Annotated in this window: 20 protein-coding genes and 1 pseudogene; 12 read left to right on the top strand and 9 right to left on the bottom strand. The window is 67.0% G+C overall.

What is annotated here, in order from left to right; genetic code table 11:
- Positions 1-125 precede the first annotated feature (125 nt).
- The 4 genes from G372_RS0106780 to G372_RS0106765 all read left to right on the top strand — a co-directional run bounded on the left by G372_RS0106780 (position 126) and on the right by G372_RS0106765 (position 4,231).
- Complete coding sequence (locus tag G372_RS0106780; protein WP_019624760.1) at positions 126-1,646, top strand: NfeD family protein; 1,521 nt, start codon at positions 126-128, stop codon at positions 1,644-1,646.
- 39 nt (positions 1,647-1,685) lie between these two features.
- On the top strand, positions 1,686-2,501 hold the full coding sequence (locus G372_RS0106775) for a slipin family protein (RefSeq protein WP_018864770.1): 816 nt from the start codon (positions 1,686-1,688) through the stop codon (positions 2,499-2,501).
- 14 nt (positions 2,502-2,515) lie between these two features.
- Positions 2,516-3,421: a site-specific tyrosine recombinase XerD gene (gene xerD / locus G372_RS0106770; protein ID WP_018864771.1), complete on the top strand. Its 906-nt coding sequence runs from the start codon at positions 2,516-2,518 to the stop codon at positions 3,419-3,421.
- Positions 3,422-3,517: 96 nt separating this feature from the next.
- Positions 3,518-4,231, top strand: a complete 714-nt coding sequence (locus G372_RS0106765) for a DsbC family protein (RefSeq protein WP_019624759.1) — start codon at positions 3,518-3,520, stop codon at positions 4,229-4,231.
- A 105-nt stretch (positions 4,232-4,336) separates the two neighbouring features.
- On the opposite strand, the gene trxA is transcribed toward G372_RS0106765, so the two are convergent.
- A complete protein-coding gene (trxA, locus tag G372_RS0106760; protein ID WP_019624758.1) occupies positions 4,337-5,212 on the bottom strand; it encodes a thioredoxin in 876 nt (291 codons plus the stop codon).
- A gap of 333 nt (positions 5,213-5,545) precedes the next feature.
- On the opposite strand from trxA, the gene parE reads away from it, so the two are divergent.
- Both parE and G372_RS0106750 read left to right on the top strand, forming a co-directional pair.
- Positions 5,546-7,432 (top strand): DNA topoisomerase IV subunit B, encoded by a 1,887-nt coding sequence (gene parE, locus G372_RS0106755; protein WP_019624757.1) that lies wholly within the window; start codon positions 5,546-5,548, stop codon positions 7,430-7,432.
- Between the two features lie 126 nt (positions 7,433-7,558).
- Positions 7,559-8,125 carry a Spy/CpxP family protein refolding chaperone gene (locus G372_RS0106750; RefSeq protein ID WP_026340446.1) on the top strand — a complete coding sequence of 189 codons (567 nt, stop codon included), beginning with the start codon at positions 7,559-7,561 and terminating at the stop codon, positions 8,123-8,125.
- Positions 8,126-8,166: 41 nt separating this feature from the next.
- Here G372_RS0106750 and G372_RS0106745 read toward each other — a convergent pair whose 3' ends face one another.
- The gene (locus G372_RS0106745; RefSeq protein WP_026279054.1) at positions 8,167-8,493 is read right to left on the bottom strand and encodes a DUF3634 family protein; all 327 of its coding nucleotides are present in this window, start codon (positions 8,491-8,493) and stop codon (positions 8,167-8,169) included.
- A 12-nt stretch (positions 8,494-8,505) separates the two neighbouring features.
- A complete protein-coding gene (locus G372_RS0106740) occupies positions 8,506-9,348 on the bottom strand; it encodes a M48 family metallopeptidase (RefSeq protein ID WP_038070671.1) in 843 nt (280 codons plus the stop codon).
- A 236-nt stretch (positions 9,349-9,584) separates the two neighbouring features.
- Here G372_RS0106740 and G372_RS0106735 point away from each other — a divergent pair, with 236 nt between their 5' ends.
- The gene (locus G372_RS0106735; RefSeq protein WP_018864778.1) at positions 9,585-9,944 is read left to right on the top strand and encodes an MbcA/ParS/Xre antitoxin family protein; all 360 of its coding nucleotides are present in this window, start codon (positions 9,585-9,587) and stop codon (positions 9,942-9,944) included.
- A 14-nt stretch (positions 9,945-9,958) separates the two neighbouring features.
- The gene (locus G372_RS0106730) at positions 9,959-10,705 is read left to right on the top strand and encodes an RES family NAD+ phosphorylase (RefSeq protein WP_019624755.1); all 747 of its coding nucleotides are present in this window, start codon (positions 9,959-9,961) and stop codon (positions 10,703-10,705) included.
- Between the two features lie 46 nt (positions 10,706-10,751).
- Here G372_RS0106730 and G372_RS0106725 read toward each other — a convergent pair whose 3' ends face one another.
- Positions 10,752-11,171, bottom strand: a complete 420-nt coding sequence (locus G372_RS0106725) for a hypothetical protein (protein ID WP_051075147.1) — start codon at positions 11,169-11,171, stop codon at positions 10,752-10,754.
- A 282-nt stretch (positions 11,172-11,453) separates the two neighbouring features.
- Between G372_RS0106725 and G372_RS0106720 the strand changes: the two genes are divergently transcribed.
- On the top strand, positions 11,454-11,822 hold the full coding sequence (locus tag G372_RS0106720) for a nucleotide pyrophosphohydrolase (RefSeq protein ID WP_019624754.1): 369 nt from the start codon (positions 11,454-11,456) through the stop codon (positions 11,820-11,822).
- A 142-nt stretch (positions 11,823-11,964) separates the two neighbouring features.
- Positions 11,965-12,729 carry an SDR family NAD(P)-dependent oxidoreductase gene (locus G372_RS0106715; RefSeq protein ID WP_018864782.1) on the top strand — a complete coding sequence of 255 codons (765 nt, stop codon included), beginning with the start codon at positions 11,965-11,967 and terminating at the stop codon, positions 12,727-12,729.
- Between the two features lie 108 nt (positions 12,730-12,837).
- Here the strand turns inward: G372_RS0106715 and G372_RS13940 are convergent.
- The 5 genes and pseudogenes from G372_RS13940 to G372_RS0106695 form a co-directional block, all read right to left on the bottom strand.
- A pseudogene (locus tag G372_RS13940) lies at positions 12,838-12,936 on the bottom strand (DUF3012 domain-containing protein); the annotation flags it as partial.
- Between the two features lie 13 nt (positions 12,937-12,949).
- Positions 12,950-13,684 (bottom strand): DUF72 domain-containing protein, encoded by a 735-nt coding sequence (locus G372_RS0106710; protein ID WP_019624753.1) that lies wholly within the window; start codon positions 13,682-13,684, stop codon positions 12,950-12,952.
- A 107-nt stretch (positions 13,685-13,791) separates the two neighbouring features.
- The gene (locus G372_RS0106705) at positions 13,792-14,358 is read right to left on the bottom strand and encodes an endonuclease dU (RefSeq protein WP_018864784.1); all 567 of its coding nucleotides are present in this window, start codon (positions 14,356-14,358) and stop codon (positions 13,792-13,794) included.
- Between the two features lie 82 nt (positions 14,359-14,440).
- Entirely contained in the window at positions 14,441-15,274 is an 834-nt protein-coding gene (locus G372_RS0106700; RefSeq protein WP_018864785.1) for a M48 family metallopeptidase, read from the bottom strand.
- A gap of 116 nt (positions 15,275-15,390) precedes the next feature.
- The gene (locus tag G372_RS0106695) at positions 15,391-16,020 is read right to left on the bottom strand and encodes a MarC family protein (RefSeq protein ID WP_018864786.1); all 630 of its coding nucleotides are present in this window, start codon (positions 16,018-16,020) and stop codon (positions 15,391-15,393) included.
- 321 nt (positions 16,021-16,341) lie between these two features.
- Between G372_RS0106695 and G372_RS0106690 the strand changes: the two genes are divergently transcribed.
- Positions 16,342-16,611, top strand: coding sequence for a hypothetical protein (locus tag G372_RS0106690; RefSeq protein WP_231362424.1), 270 nt, complete (start codon positions 16,342-16,344; stop codon positions 16,609-16,611).
- A gap of 15 nt (positions 16,612-16,626) precedes the next feature.
- Entirely contained in the window at positions 16,627-17,073 is a 447-nt protein-coding gene (locus G372_RS0106685; protein ID WP_018864788.1) for an archease, read from the top strand.
- The last annotated feature ends 38 nt before the right edge of the window (positions 17,074-17,111 follow it).

The raw sequence follows: 17,111 nt of genomic DNA, 5'->3' as shown, positions 1-17,111 counted from the left end.
TTGGGATGTGGACATCGGGATTGGGGAATCAGCGGCGCAATAGCCTATGGTTTAGGGTGGGAGTGCGTACCGGGCGAACCGTTGCCGAGTGTACGACGAAACAGGACTGACGGGAGAGGAAGCCCATGAAGCGAGGCGGCATGCGCCTCTGGCGAACCGTAATCTGGCTGGCGTTCCTGCTGCTGGGGGCTGGCTGGCTGGCGGTGTCCACACTGGCGGACACCGGGCAACGGCAGGCACTGGTGCTGACCGTGGAAGATGCCATTGGTCCAGCCACCGGGGATTACATCCGCCGTGGTATCGAGCGTGCGGAGGCCGAGGACGCCGAGATCATGGTGCTGATGCTGGATACCCCCGGCGGGCTGGATACCAGCATGCGCAGCATCATCCGCAACATCCTGCAGTCGGATGTCCCGGTGGTGACCTACGTCCATCCCTCGGGCGCCCGCGCGGCCAGCGCCGGGACCTACATCCTCTACGGCTCGCATGTCGCCGCGATGACCCCGGCGACCAACCTTGGTTCTGCCACGCCGGTGCAAATGGGCGGGGGCGGCCTGCCGGGCATGGATCCGCCGGAAGAGGAAGAAGAAGCGGCCGACGAGGCCAAGGACAATGGCAACGGCGAGAACGGGGAGAACGGCGAGAACGGTAATGGCAATGGCAACAACGGCGAGGTCGAGCCGGCCACCGAGGAAGAATTGCTGGACGACGATCCCCCCTCGCCACGCCGGGGCGACGATGCGATGGAGCGCAAGGTGCTGGAGGATGCGGTGTCCTACATCCGCGGGCTGGCCGAGCGCTATGATCGCAACGCCGAGTGGGCCGAGGAGACGGTGCGCGAGGGCTCCAACCTGACCGCGACCGCCGCGCTGGAACAGAACGTCATCGACTTCGTCGCGAACAACCTCGACGACCTGCTCGCGCAAATCGACGGCCATACCGTGCGCATGCACGACGGCGAACGCACGCTGGCCACCGAGGGGCTGGAGATCGTGCGCATGGACCCGGACTGGCGCACCCAGCTGCTGTCGCTGATCACCAACCCGAACATCGCCTATATCCTGATGCTGATCGGGATCTACGGCATCATCTTCGAGCTGGCCAATCCGGGCGCGATCTATCCCGGTGTGATCGGTTCGATTGCGCTGATCCTGGCGTTCTTCGCGCTGCAGGTGATGCCGGTGAACTACGCGGGCCTGGCGCTGATGCTGCTGGGCATGATCTTCATGATTGCAGAGGCCTTCGTACCCAGTTTCGGGGCGCTGGGCATAGGAGGAATCGTGGCCTTCATCGTTGGCTCCATCATCCTGTGGGACGACCCGCAGCTGAATGTGGCGATCCCGCTGGTGGTCGGTACGGCGATCGCCATTGGCATCCTGTCGGTCTGGGTGCTGGGCCGGCTGTTCAGCCTGCGCGGCAAGAAGCCCGCCACCGGCTATGAAGAGATGATCGGCATGGTCGGCGAGGCACGCGAGGACTTCGACCGCAGCGGTCGGGTCTGGGTCCACAGCGAACAGTGGAACGCGGAGACCTCGGCACCGGTCCGCGAAGGTCAGAAGGTGCGCGTGACCGCCATCGAAGGGCTCAGGCTTCGGGTCGAACCCGTGACCGAAGAGGACACCCCGGGCGCTGCGTCGGCCGGCTGACCCGCCGCCGCAAGGCCTACAACCCAGAAGGAGCAGGACATGAACGATCTCGGTTTCTTTGTCGTCCCGCTAGTCATCCTGGTCGCCATCATCGTGATGTCGATCAAGGTGCTGCGCGAGTACGAGCGCGGTGTCATCTTTTTCCTCGGCCGCTTCCAGTCGGTGAAGGGCCCGGGCCTGATCATCGTGATCCCGGGCATCCAGCAGATGGTCCGGATCGACCTGCGCATCATCACACTCGACGTGCCCAGTCAGGACGTGATCTCGCAGGACAATGTGACGGTACGGGTGAACGCGGTGCTGTACTTTCGCGTGGTGGATTCCGCCAAGTCGGTGATCCAGGTCGAGGACTACTATGCCGCGACCAGCCAGCTCGCGCAGACCACGCTGCGTTCGGTGCTCGGCAAGCATGACCTGGACGAGATGCTCTCCGAGCGTGACAAACTCAACAACGACATCCAGGAGATCCTCGACTCGCAGACCGATGCCTGGGGCATCAAGGTCACCAACGTCGAGATCAAGCATGTGGACCTGGACGACTCGATGATCCGCGCGATCGCCCGCCAGGCCGAGGCCGAACGCGAACGGCGTGCCAAGGTCATCCACGCCGAGGGCGAACTGCAGGCGGCCGAGAAGCTGGTGCAGGCGGCGCAGAAGATGGAGTCCAGTCCGGCCGCGCTGCAGCTGCGCTACCTGCAGACGATGTCCGACATGTCGACCAACGGCAACGCGAACTCGATCTTCTTCCCGCTGCCGCTGGAGTTGACCAAGGTGTTCGAGAACCTGGCCGGCAAGTTCCGCGCGGAGAACCCGGAAGCCCCGGGCAATCCTGCTAACCCGGGAGGCAACCCGTAGGCCGAGCACGGGAAGTGACCGTCGCGGCTGTCCAGTCCGACACCCTCGACCGTTTCCTCGACGAACTCTGGGCGGTCGAGGGCCTGTCGGATCACACCCTGGCGGCCTATCGCCGCGATCTGGAGGCCCTGGCGCGCTGGCTGCACGGGCGCGGGGTCGCACTGGAGGCGGCGAGTGGTGCCGACCTGCTGGGATTCGTCAGCGCCCGCATGCAGGCGGGCGCGAGGCCGAAGTCGATCACCCGTGCCCTGTCCAGCGTGCGGCGGTTCTACCGCTATCTGGTGCACCAGGGCGAGCGCGAGGATGACCCCAGCGCCGGGATCGAGTCCCCGCGCGCCGGGCGGCCGCTGCCGGACAGCCTGTCCGAGGGCCAGGTCGACGCCCTGCTGGCGGCCCCGGAACTGGATACCGCGGTCGGCCTGCGCGACCGCGCGATGCTGGAGCTGATGTACGCGACCGGCCTGCGCGTGTCCGAGCTGGTCGGTCTGGAACAGTCCGAGGTGAACAGCCGCCAGGGCGTGGTCCGCGTGACCGGCAAGGGCGACAAGGAACGCCTGGTGCCGCTGGGGGAGGAGGCCGTGCACTGGCTGACACGCTATCTGCGCGAGGCGCGCAGCGAGCTGATGGCTGGCCACCCGCCGGTGGATACCGTGTTCGTGACCCGGCGTGGCCGGGGGCTGACGCGTCAGGCCTTCTGGTATCGCATCAAGCACTACGCCCGGGTGGCCGGCATCGAGGCGCCACTGTCGCCGCATACCCTGCGCCATGCGTTCGCGACCCATCTGCTGGACCATGGCGCGGATCTGCGTGTGGTGCAGATGCTGCTGGGCCACAGCAGCCTGTCGACCACGCAGATCTATACCCACGTCGCACGCGCCCGCCTGCAGAGCCTGCATGCGGAACATCATCCCCGCGGCTGACGTCTACTAGTCCAGTCTTGCGCCGGAATCCCGCGGGCCGCATTTGGTGAGCCTGCTAGACTGGCCCCCTTTTCCTGCACAGCCACGAGAGAGTCCATGTTTGTAAAACGCGCACTGCCCCTGGCCATCCTGCTGGCCGCCTTCACCTCCACCGCCGCTGCGACCGATGCCATCGAGGAACGCATGGCGCAGGTTATCCCCGATGCCGAGATCGACAGCATCCAGGAAACCGGCATGGAAGGGGTCTTTGAAGTGCGTTACGGCACCGAGATCTTCTATGTCTCAGGGGACGGTCAGTATCTGCTTCAAGGCAACCTGATCGATCTCGAAACCCGCGACAACCTGACCCAGGAATCGCTGCGCGGGGTGCGTGCCGACATGTTTGCCGCGATCGACGACGGGGAGCTGGTCGTCTATTCGCCGAACGGCGACACCCGCGGCGTGCTGAACGTGTTCACCGATCCGAACTGCCCCTACTGCCGCGAGCTTCACCAGGACATCCCGCAGTACCTGGAGGCCGGGATCAAGGTGCGCTACCTGATGTTCCCGGTGCTGGGGCGTGATTCCCCGCAGATCATGGACCGCATCTGGTGTGCGGACGATCGCGAGGATGCGATGGATCGCGCCAAGGTCGGTGAAAAGCTGGAAGACATTGATGGCAGCTGCGACACCCCGCAGGACATGCACATGGCGCTGGGGCAGCAGCTGAACGTGCGCGGGACCCCGGCGCTGATCACCGAGGACGGCCAGCAGATGTCCGGCTACCAGGAGCCGGAGGCCGTGATCGAGCGGATCATCGGCGGTAGCTGAGCCAGCACCTCCCTGTAGGAGGCCAGCCCTCTGGCCGATGCAGCACCTGCGGGAGCGGGGCTGCCCACGAGGCCCCCGTCCGCGCGGATGGGGCGGCTTGCCTTATCAATACAATAGCGAGGCCATCTGCCGTCGGTACTGTCCGACCAGCGGATGGTCATCGCCCAGCACCTTGAACGCGGCCAGCAGGCCCTTCTGACCGGCGCCGTCGTTGTAGGCGCGGTGCTGCTTCATCAGTTGCAGGTAAAGCCCCAGCGCCTCCTCGGCCCGCCCGGAGAGCATCGCGTAGGCGGCCATCTTCTCCAGCGCCTCGGGACTGGGGTCGCCGGACTGGATCTCCTTTGCCACGGCCTGCGGGTCGATGCCCGCCGCGGTCTTCGCGAATACCAGCCGCGCGCGCAATTCCTTCACCGCGTCCTGTTCGTGCTGGTCCATCGGCAGCCTGTTCAGCTCCGCCTCGGCGGCTTCGGCATCGCCGGACTGGGCCAGTGCGCGGGCCAGCTCGATGCGCAGGTCGCCATTGTCGGGGTCTTCCTCGAGTGCGGCCTTGAGCGTGGCCAGGGCCCCGTCCACGTCGCCGGTCCTGGCCTGTTCACGCGCCTGCTCGAGGATCTTGTCCGAGGGCTTTTCCAGGTAGCGGTCGATCATCGCGCGGATGTTCGGCTCCGGCTGCACGCCCATGAACTGGTCCACCGGCTTGCCGTGGCGGAAGACCATCACGGTGGGCAGGCTGCGCACGCCGTACTGCTGGGCCAGGGCCTGCTGCTCGTCGCTGTTGACCTTGGCCAGGCGGAACTTGCCGGCGTACTGCGCGGCCAGTTGCTGCAGCAGCGGCATCAGCTGCTGGCACGGCCCGCACCAGGCGGCCCAGAAGTCGACCACCACCGGGCGTTGGTGCGACTCGTCCAGTACGGCCTGTTGAAAGCTTTCCTGGGTGACGTCGAGGATGTCCTCGTCGGTTACGCTTGCGGCCTCTGCCATCGGAAACCTCCTGTGAAGGCGGGGATACGGAATCTGCCCTGCATTGTTGGGATCGGAACCGGGATTGCAAGCAGCCTTTCCCCGGCGGGCTTTGGTACGCTGCGCACAGTTCGGCACACGGGTCGCCGGCAACGTAATACCAGCCAGCCTCGTCATCGCGAGGCGCGCAGCGCCGTGGCGATCTCCGCGGGCGGCCCCGACGCTGGCCCGGACCAACGCCGGGGGTTTCGTTGGGAGGTTGCTTCGTCGCCTGCAGCTCCTCGCAATGACGGTGCATGATGGCCGAGGCCGTGCCTGGCGCGGGGCACGATCCATATCAACAAAGGGGTTTGTGTGAGCTATTCCGCATCCGATATCGAGGTCCTCGAGGGGCTGGACCCGGTGCGTAAGCGCCCGGGCATGTATACCGACACCACCCGCCCGAACCACCTCGCGCAGGAGGTGGTCGACAACTCGGTGGACGAGGCGATCAGCGGCCATGCGAAACGCATCGACGTGATCCTGCACAAGGACGACTCGGTCTCTGTTTCGGATGACGGCCGCGGCATGCCGGTGGACCTGCACCCGCGCGAGAATCGTCCGGGCGTGGAGGTGATCCTGTCCACGCTGCACGCGGGCGGGAAGTTCTCCGACAAGAACTACCAGTTCTCCGGCGGCCTGCACGGGGTCGGCGTGTCGGTGGTCAACGCGCTGTCGCAGCAGCTCGAGGTGCAGATCAAGCGCGACGGGCGCGAGTACCGCATGGCCTTCGCCGGCGGCCACAAGACGCAGGATCTGGAGGTGGTCGGCGAGGTCGGCAAGCGCAACACCGGCACCACGCTGCATTTCTGGCCGGACCCGCAGTACTTCGACTCGGCGAAGTTCTCGGTGCCGAAGCTCAAGCACATCCTGCGCGCCAAGGCCGTGCTGTGCCCGGGCCTGACCGTCACCTTCCGCGACGAGACCACCGGCGAGGCCTGCGAGTGGTGCTATCAGGCGGGCCTGCGTGACTATCTGGTGGAGGCCCTGGACGGCCTGGAGCGTCTGCCGGAGGAGCCGTTCATGGGCTCGATGGCCGGCGCCACCGAGGCGGTGGACTGGGCGGTGACCTGGCTGCCGGAGGGCGGCGAGGTGGTCAGCGAGAGCTACGTGAACCTGATCCCGACGCCCCAGGGCGGGACCCACGTGAACGGCCTGCGCACCGGTCTGACCGATGCGGTGCGCGAGTTCTGCGAGTTCCGCAGCCTGCTGCCGCGCGGGATCAAGTTGGCACCGGAGGACGTCTGGGAGCGGGTCGCCAGCGTGCTGTCGTTCAAGATGCAGGACCCGCAGTTTGCCGGGCAGACCAAGGAGCGGCTGTCCTCGCGTCAGGCCGCGCCGTTCGTCTCCGGCGTGGTCAAGGATGCCTTCAGCCTGTGGCTGAACCAGCACCCGCAGCAGGGCGAGCGCATCGCCGAACTGGCGATCCAGAACGCCCAGAAGCGCAGCCGCGCCGGGCGCAAGGTGGTGCGCAAGAAGGTCACCCAGGGCCCGACGCTGCCGGGCAAGCTGGCCGACTGCGCCAGCCAGGACCTGGAGCGCACCGAGCTGTTTCTGGTCGAGGGCGACTCGGCCGGTGGTTCCGCCAAGCAGGCGCGCGACCGCGATTTTCAGGCGATCATGCCGCTGCGCGGCAAGATCCTGAACGCCTGGGAGGTCGACCCGGACCAGGTGCTCGGTTCACAGGAGATCCATGACATCTCCGTCGCCCTGGGCGTGGACCCGGGCCAGGCGAGCCTGGACGGGCTGCGTTACGGCAAGGTCTGCATCCTGGCCGATGCCGACTCCGATGGCGCGCACATCGCCACCCTGCTGTGTGCGCTGTTCCTGAGGCACTTCCGGCCGTTGGTCGAGCGCGGGCATGTGTACATCGCAATGCCGCCGCTTTATCGCGTGGATGTCGGCAAGCAGACCTTCTATGCCCTGGACGACGACGAGAAGGCCGGCGTGCTGGAGCGCATCGAGGCGGAAAAGCTGAAGGGCAAGGTCGCCGTGACCCGCTTCAAGGGCCTCGGCGAGATGAACCCGCTGCAGCTGCGCGAGACCACGATGAACCCGGACACCCGGCGCCTGGTGCAGCTCACCCTGGACGCCGCCGATGACACCCAGCAGCTGATGGACATGCTGCTGGGCAAGAAGCGCGCCGCAGATCGCCGCGCCTGGCTGGAAGGCAAGGGCCACCTGGCCGACGTCGCCGTTTAACGAGATCACGTGCCAACACATGTGTCCGCGCTCGGACAGTTGCCCGCGGCTTGTGGCGGAACCCGGCCATCCCTTTGGGCTCGATCAGGCGTCATGCCCCAGGAATCATCACCCATGGAGTCCCCGATGAAATCTCTGTCCCCCATGCGCTGGGTTTTCGGACTGGCGCTGGCCGGCTGTATGGTGCCCGCGCTGGCCAATCCGTATACGACGATGCAGGACCGCGAGATCAAGGCCCTGTCGGCCGAGGAGCAGGAGGGTCTGCTGGACGGGCAGGGGCTGGGGATGGCCCTGCCGGCGGAGCTGCATGGCTATCCCGGTCCGCAACACGTGCTGGAGGTGGCCGATCAACTGGACCTCAGCGCGGAACAGCAGGCGGAAACCGAGCGGCTGTTCGATGCCATGCGCGAGCAGGCGCGGGAGCTGGGGCAGCGGATCGTCGATCTGGAGCGTGAACTCGACGAGCGCTTTGCCTCGCGCGAGATCACCAGCGACCAGATCGAGGCGCTGACGGTCGAGATCGGCGAGCTGCGTGGGCGGCTACGCCACGTCCACCTGTCCTACCACCTGGAAATGGACGAGCTGCTGTCTGGCGAGCAGAGGGAGGCCTACCAGCGTGCCCGTGGCTACGACGAAGATCGGCCCGGTGCGCATGATCATCAGCACGATCACGGCCATCACCACAGCCACTGATCCGTGCCGTACGAGGGCGCGGATCGGCGCCCCGTGCTCGTTTAGCGGCGCTTGCGGCGTTTGCGGCGACCGAGCTTGATGCGCTTCAGGGCGGTTTGCAGCTCGCCCTGCGCCTCGCGGGGGATGGAGCCGGAGGCGCGCAGGCGCGCGCCCTCGCGGGTACGCATGGCGGTCACGCGCCCGCGCTGGATCCCGTAGCGCCGGGCGACATCCCGAGCGGTATGCTCGAAGTGCATGGGCACGTCGCCGCGCCGCGCCCGCGGCTTGCCGTCCACGATCTCGAGACTGAACAGGATGCTGGCCTGCCAGATGATCAATGCCGCCGCGGCCAGTAGCAGCGCGATCATCAGCAGTAAGGCGGTGAGCATGGACATGTTGGTCTAATCCGACTCCGGTTCCGGTAGTGCCTCGACCTGGCGGCGAAAGCGCTGGAAATCATCGCTGTCTCGCGCCAGTCCGTCCAGTGTTTCCTCCGGGAGCGCGTCGATGCTTGCCTGGGTGTCCTCGACGCGCTCGCGGGTGGTGGGGTGGGTGGCGAAGAATTGCTCGACCCGGCCGGGGTCGCGGTCGCGCTCGTCCAGCAGGGTCTCGAAGAACGAGACGAGGCCGATGGGGTGGATGCCGGCATCCACCATATAGCCAATGGCGACGTCATCCGCCTCGCGCTCCGCCTCGCGGCTGTAGCCGGCGAATACGCCGGCCGCGCCGACCTGCACGGCGACTTGCTCCGCCGCGCCAGGATCGCGTCCGAGAATCACGCCGTAGACGACGGCAAGCCCCATTTCCGCCTGCTGCGCGCGGCGCCACTGGTCGATGCCATGGCGCTTCACCACATGCCCGACCTCGTGCGCCAGCACGCCGGCCAGCTCGGACATGTCATCGGCCCGCTCGATCAGACCGCGGTAGACATAGATATGGCCGCCGGGCACCGCGAAGGCATTCACGTCGGGCCCGTTGACGACATAGAAGGTGTAGTCGATCTCTTCGCGGTCATCGGCTACCGCCGCGATCGAGCGCCCCAGCGAATTGATGTAGTCGTTGATGGCCGGCTCTTCGACGATGGGCAGCTCCGCGTTCAGGTCCTCGGCCAGCTCCTCGCCCAGCTGGCGCTCCTCCTGCACCGATACTCGTGGTGCGCAGGCACTCGCCAGCACAAACATCCCGGCCAGTGCCAAGACGGCGGCAAGTCGCCCATATACCGCTCGCATCCCGATTGCCGTCATACCATGCCTCTTTCTGGTCGATTGCGTCTGCTCACTTCCCAACATTAGAGGGTTTTGTCGTGGATCGGGAGCCCCGTCACGCCGGCGCACGTCCGGTTCGTGACATTCCGCCCGTTGCGGGTTGCAAGGCACGTCGAGAACCCTTGTGACTGGCGCTTTGGAGCCTGCGGGTCCATAATGTGCGTCAAGCACATAATTGCAGGAATTGTGCAACCGGACGTTTATGGAGGTCGCCTGTGAGTGTCGCAACGATTCCGGCTGCGGAGCGTGCAGATGTCCTGCGCGAGGCACTGGTCAATGCCGGCAAGGCGCTGGGCCTGACCCAGGCGGACCTGGGTGCGGTCGTCGGGCGCGGGCGCACGGACATCAGCCGGGGCAATATCGACCCGGCCAGCAAGCCGGGTGAGCTCGCGCTGTTGCTGATTCGCTGTTACCGCGCCCTGTACGTCCTGACGGGTGGCGATCCCGCTGCGATGAAGCACTGGATGCACACGCGGAACCACCACACGGGTGGTGTGCCGGCCGAGCAGATCCGCACGGTGCAGGGGCTGGTCGGCGTTCTGGAGTATCTCGACGCGATCCGCGGCAAGCTTTGAGTCGGCGCACTGCCATGCCGGACTGGAATGCGCTGGTGGCAACGGCGCCGCGCGTCACGCTGCGTGGCGAGGTCCTGCGCCTGGTCGAGAGCCAGGAGCAGGTGGCCACCAACCAGCTTGTCTCCTCGCTCGACCGCCAGGCCGTACTGGAAGAGATGCTGGAGGCCACCAAGCCGCCCCGGCGCCCGGGTACCGAGCGGCTGCACTATCTGCTGGCGACCCCGTTTCGTTATCCACCACTGCGCCACGGTTCGCGCTTTGGCCGGCGCCATGAGCCCAGTCTGTTCTATGGTGCCCTGCGCGAGCGCACCGTCCTGGCCGAGGCCGCTTACTACCGCTTCGTCTTCTGGCACGGTATGGCCACGCCGCCGGCGCGCAAGCTCGACACCCAGCACACCCTGTTCGCCGCCCGCTATCAAAGTGCTGACGGTCTGCGGCTCCAGGGGCCGCCATTCGCGCAATACGCGGAGCGATTGCGCCACCCCGCCGACTATCAGGCCACCCAGGCCCTGGGGGCGATCCTGCGCGAGGCCGGTATCGAGCTGTTCGAATACACATCCGCCCGCGATACCGCGGGTGGCCTGAATCTCGCGCTCTACAGCCCGCGTCCATTCACCCGCAACAAGCCTGCACGCCAGGATCCCTGGCTGTGTCAGCTCACCGCCGAGCACGTCCGCTTTCTCAAGCCTGGCGATGGCACATTCCACGACTTCCCGCTGACCCGGTTCCTCCATCAGGGTGGGTTGCCGCTACCGGCCTGAGTGTTGTTCCCGGGCGCTGTGGTCCGGTCGCCACGGGTGATCGCGGCTACCGTGGTCCGCTTTCCAGCAGTATCTGGTTGGGGGTGGACTCGCCGAAGAACTCGGCCCTGAACTCCTGGCGGGCCCGAATGCGATGGTTGGTGCATTCGACCATCTGGGCCTGGGAGTCCCAGCTATCGCAGCCTTCCGGGACCTCGTACTGTTCGACGAAGGCGCGCTCGAACGCGCGTTCTCTGCGCGCTTGCTGTGCCTCGCGTTGTCGGGCGGCTTGCTCGCGCTGGCGCTGGATCTGCAGGCGTTCCTGACGCTCGTGCAGCGCGTCGACTGCCGGGGTGACGAGCCGTTCGGCGGTCTCGGCCTGGATCAGGCCCAGGCGCTCGAGCATGTTGTTCACCGCCCGGATTTGCATGTGGTAATGCACCAGGTACGCCAGCGCCAGTACGAACGCCAGGATGAGCCCGACCAGCAGGAGCTGCTTGCTGCTGCGATCCAGCAGCGCTTCGGGGGTTGCGCGTCCTCTCTTTGTCCGCTTCCGCCGTGGTGGCCCGTCGCGGTCGTAATTGCGGTCTGATAGTCCCATCGGTGCAGTCCTTCGCGCTCTTGTTGCCGGGCTGAAAAGCCGGTTCGGGAAACCTTACCGAATTTCGGCGTATGCCGTGTCGGGCGGGTTGGCGCGAGGCAGGGCTATTACCGAAGCGAGCGGATTCGTTACGGTGTCGAGTCCAGAGAAATGGATGCGACGGGAGCGATGACCATGGGGTCGACCACCAGGTGCGAACTGGATGAGCTGGCGACGCGGCTGGAGGCGTTTGTCGAGGAGCGCGACTGGGCGCAGTTCCATTCGCCGAAGAATCTCTCGATGGCGCTGGCAGGCGAGGTCGGCGAGCTGATCGAGCACTTCCAGTGGCTGACCGAGGAGCAGTCGCGCGGCCTGTCCGGCGAGGCGCTGGAGGAGGTCCGGTCCGAGATCGCGGATGTGCAGATCTATCTGCTGATGCTGGCCCGCAAGCTGGACATCGATCTCGTACAGGCCGCGAACGACAAGCTGGAAACCAACGCGAAGAAATACCCGGTGGACAAGGCGCGTGGCCTCGCGCGCAAGTACACGAACCTGTAAATCGTTCTTCGTCCCGCCGGGAGGCGTATGCGGAGAGAGTCGTGACCCGCATCAAGATACCGGGCCTTTGCCGGCCTGATAATGTTTTTGTCCGCGAGCGCCTTGCCGCGGTTACCCGACTGCATGACGAAGGAGACACAGCATGAGTCCCTTGGAAGGAAAAGTGATCGCAATCACCGGTGGCGCCGGTGGTATTGGCGAGAGCACGGCGCGCATGGCGTACGAGCAGGGTGCCAGTGTGGTGATTACCGATCGTGAGGCCGGGCCGGTCGAGGCCATTGCCCAGTCCCTGGGCGAACGGGCGGTGGGCCTGGCCGTGGACGTCACGCGGCGCGAGGACAACGAGCGCATGGTCGCGACCGCGCTGGAACGTTTCGGGCGCCTGGATGGCGTGTTCCTGAACGCCGGGATCGAAGGCGAGGTCGGCCCGTTCGACAGCCGCTCGGACTCGGCCTGGGAAAAGGTCTTCGCCGTTAACGTGCATGGCGTGCGCCTGGGCGCGGAGGCGGCCCTGCCGGCCCTGCGCCGTGGCAATGGCGGCAGCATCGTGATCACATCCAGCGTGGCCGGGCTGCGCGGCGCCGTCGGCCTCTCGCCGTACGTGTCCAGCAAGCACGCGGTGGTGGGTATGATGAAGTGCCTGGCCGCCGAGCTGGGACCGGAGAACATCCGCGTCAATACGCTCAACCCCGGGCCCGTTGCCAACCGCATGATGCAGTCCATCGAGGAGCAGGCGAACCCGGGCCACGCCGACGAGGTGCACAAGTCCTTCGAGGCCCGGATCCCGCTGGGCCGCTACGTCAGCAACGAGGAATGCGCTGGGATGGCGGTATTCCTGCTGTCCGACGCCGCCTCCGGCTGCACCGGGAACACCTACGTCGTCGACGGCGGCCTCTGCTCGCAGTAGTCAGCCGGGGTGCGCCATTCGTTATCGTGCTGCGCGCCCCGCAGGGGCCGCGGCAACCTGTCGGTCGAGCCCCAGGCGGGGCTCCGGGACTTACGCCGGAAACCCGCATCAGCGCCCCACGCAGTGGCTCGCAAAGGCGAAGGCGTCGTTCATCGTCCATTGGGCCTGGGGCGTGTTGGCCATGGCCTCGCACGAGGCGGGACCACCTGTTTGTCATGCCTCAGGCGGCATCCTGCAGTCGCTCGATCAGGCGGAGGGCATCCTGTGGCGCGGCCCCCTCGGCATCGTTGTCGAAGTAGACATGCACCTCGCGTCCCTGCGCCAGCCACTCGCGCACCCGTCCGGCCCACTGCTCCAGCAGGCGATCACTGTAGGCCGAGGCATAGGTGCGCGTGTGGCCGTGCAGGCGGCAGTAGGCCAGCGGGCCGGTCACCGCCTCCCAGCACGGCCAGTCCGGGGCATCGGACTGACAGATGCCGACACCCGCCGCCTCCAGCTGCTCCGCCACTGCATCGGTAAACCAGCTGGCATGGCGGAACTCGATTGCATGCCCTACCTCCGGCCAGCCTCCCAGCGCGGCGGTGAACCCATCCAGGCGCTCGTGGTTCAACCGGAAGTTCGCCGGCAGCTGCCACACCACCGCCCGCAGCCGCGCGCCCATCGGCTGCATGCGTTCGCGCAGCAGCCGAACCGAATCCGCGGCGTCCTTCAGCCGGCGGACATGGGTGACGTAACGGCTGCCCTTGATCGCGAAGCCGAAATCCGGCGGGGTCTGTTCCGCCCACTTCTGCACGGTATCGCTCCCCGGAAGACGGTAGAAGGTGCCGTTGATCTCCAGCCCGGTGAAGTGGCGCGCGCAATGCGCGAGCCACTCGCGTTGCGGAATCCCGCAGTAGAAGTCGTCCTTCCACCCGCGGTAGTTCCAGCCGGAGGTACCGATATACGCGCGAGCCAACGGTCACCCTCGTGGTTGGCCTGACACGAGTGCAGGCGTCCCGTGCGGTTCATCCCCAGGCACCTGAAAACCGAACTGCTCGCGAAACACGGCCTGTGTGTCCATGGTCATGGCCGATGGCGGCTGACCCCGGCGGTTACGCCGCCCGCGATCATGTGCGCGACCCGCAGCGCCTCCGGGAGCCGGCTGTGAATCTGCTGCGCTTCGAGCAAGTGCCCCGCCGCCTCGCGGCTGATCCCGCAGCGCTGCACCTGCAGCCCGGCCAGCGGTTCCATTGGCCCGGCGGCCTCGATCAGCCGCCACTTGCGGGTGCCGCCCGGCACGTGCTCCAGCAGCGCCCGGCGCACCGCCTGGAGATCCGGCGCCCGGCGTGTCACCACCAGCACCGGCAGTCCGGTACGTTCGCGCAGTGCCCGCAGGTCCACCACATTGAAGCCGGCGAAGGCGATCCCCTGCAACAGGATCGCGTGCAGCTGCGGCGCGAACGGGCTGGCCAGCAGGCATTCGGCTAGCCGCACGGTGGCGTTGGCCCCATCGCGGCGCACCCGGGTCGAAATCACCCCGTCCAGCCGCGCGCCGGCGAACACCGTGCCCACCACCATCACGTCGCCCCGATGTCGTCGGGCGAAGGGGGCGTCGTCGAAACCTGCGATATGCGAAAGGCGCTCCTGCATCTCCTTCCAACTCCCTCCGGGGCAGTGCCGAACAAAGTCATCCCGGCCTTGTTCAGCGCATGCGGCGACGCCGGACGCGCCGTCAGGTCCCGCCGTCGGGCAGCGCGCTCACCTGCCGGCGGAATCGCTGGAAATCGTCGTGGTCACGCCGCAGCCCGGCGAGGGTGCCCGGCGGCAGCGCCTCGATCTCCGCCCGGGTGCGCTCGATGCGCTCGCGCGTGGTCGGGTGGGTGGCGAAGAACTGCTCCAGGCGTCCCGGGTCGCGGTCACGCTCCGCCAGCAGCACCTCGAAGAACTCCACCAACCCGGCCGGATGGATCCCCGCGTCCACCAGGTAGCCGATCGCCAGATCGTCGGCCTCGCGTTCGGCGGTGCGGCTGTAACCGGCGAACACCCCCGCGGCGCCGAGCTGGATCGCCACCTGCTCGATGGCCCCGGGGTCGCGGTTCAGCAGGATGCCGTAGAGCACCGCCAGCCCCAGCTGGGCCTGCTGCGCCCGCTGCCACTGCTCGATCCCGTGGCGCTCCACCACATGGGCGACCTCGTGCGCCAGCACCCCCGCCAGCTGCGACTCGTTCGCGGCGCGTTCGATCAGTCCGCGATAGACATAGACATGCCCGCCCGGCACGGCGAAGGCGTTGATCTCCGGGGTGTTGGCAACGTAGAAGGTATAGTCGAAGTCACCGTGCGGGTCGGCCACGCGGGCGATCGAACGGCCCAGCCGGTTGATGTAGCGGTCGATCGCCGGGTCGTCGACGATCGGCAGCTCCTGGTTGATCTGCCGCGCCAGATCCGCCCCCAGGGCGCGTTCCTCCTGCACCGTCACCCGCGGCGCACAGGCCGCCAGCGCGAAACTCACCACTACCAGCAGCATGATCGCCAGGGACTGGCGCCGCACAGCAAGACTGGAACGCATGGCTTGCCCTCCCGCGGGTGGTGGCAGGGGCCCACCCCCGGCCACACGGGCCGCCTTGTTCCGAGCATAGAGGATTTTCCGGCCGGAGACCTGCGGCCCCGGGCGGTCCTGCGAACCTACCCCAGCAGGCCGCTTTTCTCGAGGCCGTCGAACATGAACTGCATGGCCAGCGCGCACAGTAGAACGCCGAGGATGCGTGTCAGCACATGGGCGCCGGTCACTCCCAGCAGGTGCTGCAGCCTTGAGGCCACCAGCAGACAGATCAGGGCCAGCACCATGATCGCCACCAGCGCGCCCAGCACCACGGCCTGGGCTGCCCAGTCGTCGCCGGCCCGGCTCATCAGCAGGATCGCCGCCCCCATCGCGCCCGGCCCGGCCAGCATGGGTGTGGCCAGCGGGAACACGGAGATGTCGCCCCGGCTGCGTGCCTCGGTGGTTTCCGCCGGGGTTGCCGAGACCCCGCCGGAGCTGCGGGCGAAGACCATGTCGATCCCGATCAGCAACAGCAGGATGCCGCCGGCGGTGTACAGCGCCGGCATGGTGATGCCCAGCAGCGACAGCAGCGACTCGCCGAGCAGGGCGAACAGCATCAGGATGCCCGTCGCCAGCAACGCGGCGCGCCAGGCCATACGGCGGCGCTGTGCGCGTGTCATGCCCTGGCTCAGCACGGCGAAGACCACCGCCACGTCCACGGGGCCAACGGTCACGAAGAAGGTCGCCAGCGCGACCACACCCAGTTCCAGCATTACTCTCCCCGTTCCCTTTGGCGTTCTGTACCAGGCTCCAGCGGCCGCCGTTGTGTTGCACGCGAGCCATCAATGGCCTACATCATTGCAGATGCACGAGCCTGTTGCGGACTCGGCATGACGGGCGCAGGCCCAGGCGTCCTGCCCGATCGGGTGTGACAGCGATGTCGGGCCTCGAGAGTGGGGCGCGTCTGCTGCCGCTCGTCGCGAGGGGCCGGACCGCGCGGATGGGCCCGCCCCGACACTACGTGGCGCCCGCCGTTCGCACACGCCATCTGCCGGTTCGGACAGTGGCTGCGGGGAAATATGTCGGAGGAGACCATGGTGCTGTCGATTGAGGAAGTTGCCCGGGCCCGGGAGGTCGTCAGCGGCCTGCTGGAGGAATTGCACCTGAGCAACTACACCTTCGATGTCGAGCCGCGTGACGGTGGCTGGGAGATCCAGGTCGAATGCGCTGCGGACGATGGCTGGGTCACGCACACCTTCGCTGCCACGCGACAGGAACTGCACCGCTGTGACGATGCCCGTGTGCGCCAGCAGCTTCTCGACGCCTGGGCGGGGCCGCTGGCCGCCTGTCAGCGCATGCGCTGATACGGGCCCGCCGGCATGAGCGCAACGCCGCCACGGCCGGTCCCGGCGGAGCGCTGGGAGCACTTCCCGCATGTGGCCGATATGGGTGTGCGCGGGTTCGGTAGCACCCTCGACGAGGCCTTCGCCGCTGCTGCTCACGCGATGACCGCGGTGATTACCGATCCGGATGCCGTGCGCCCGGAGATCCGCGTGGAGATCCATGCGCAGGCCGCAGACCCGGAAATCCTGCTCTATGATTTTCTCAACGGCCTGGTGTACGAGATGGCCGTGAACGGTCTTCTGTTCTCGCGCTTTCGCGTGCGGAGCGAGGGCGACCGCCTGCTGGCCGAGGCGTGGGGCGAGAAGACCGATGTTGCGCGTCACCAGCCCTGCGTGGAGGTGAAGGGGGCCACTTTCACGCAGCTCGACGTGCGCCGCGAGGACGACGGGCGCTGGCTCGCACAATGCGTGCTCGACATCTGAACGCGCCGTGTGCGGCAGCCCGTTGTCCCTTCCCCTGA

The organism is Thioalkalivibrio thiocyanoxidans ARh2, from assembly GCF_000385215.1.
Classification (GTDB): domain Bacteria; phylum Pseudomonadota; class Gammaproteobacteria; order Ectothiorhodospirales; family Ectothiorhodospiraceae; genus Thioalkalivibrio; species Thioalkalivibrio thiocyanoxidans.
The sequence above is the reverse complement of the archived record's forward strand: the minus strand, read 5'-3'. Positions and strand labels throughout refer to the sequence as shown.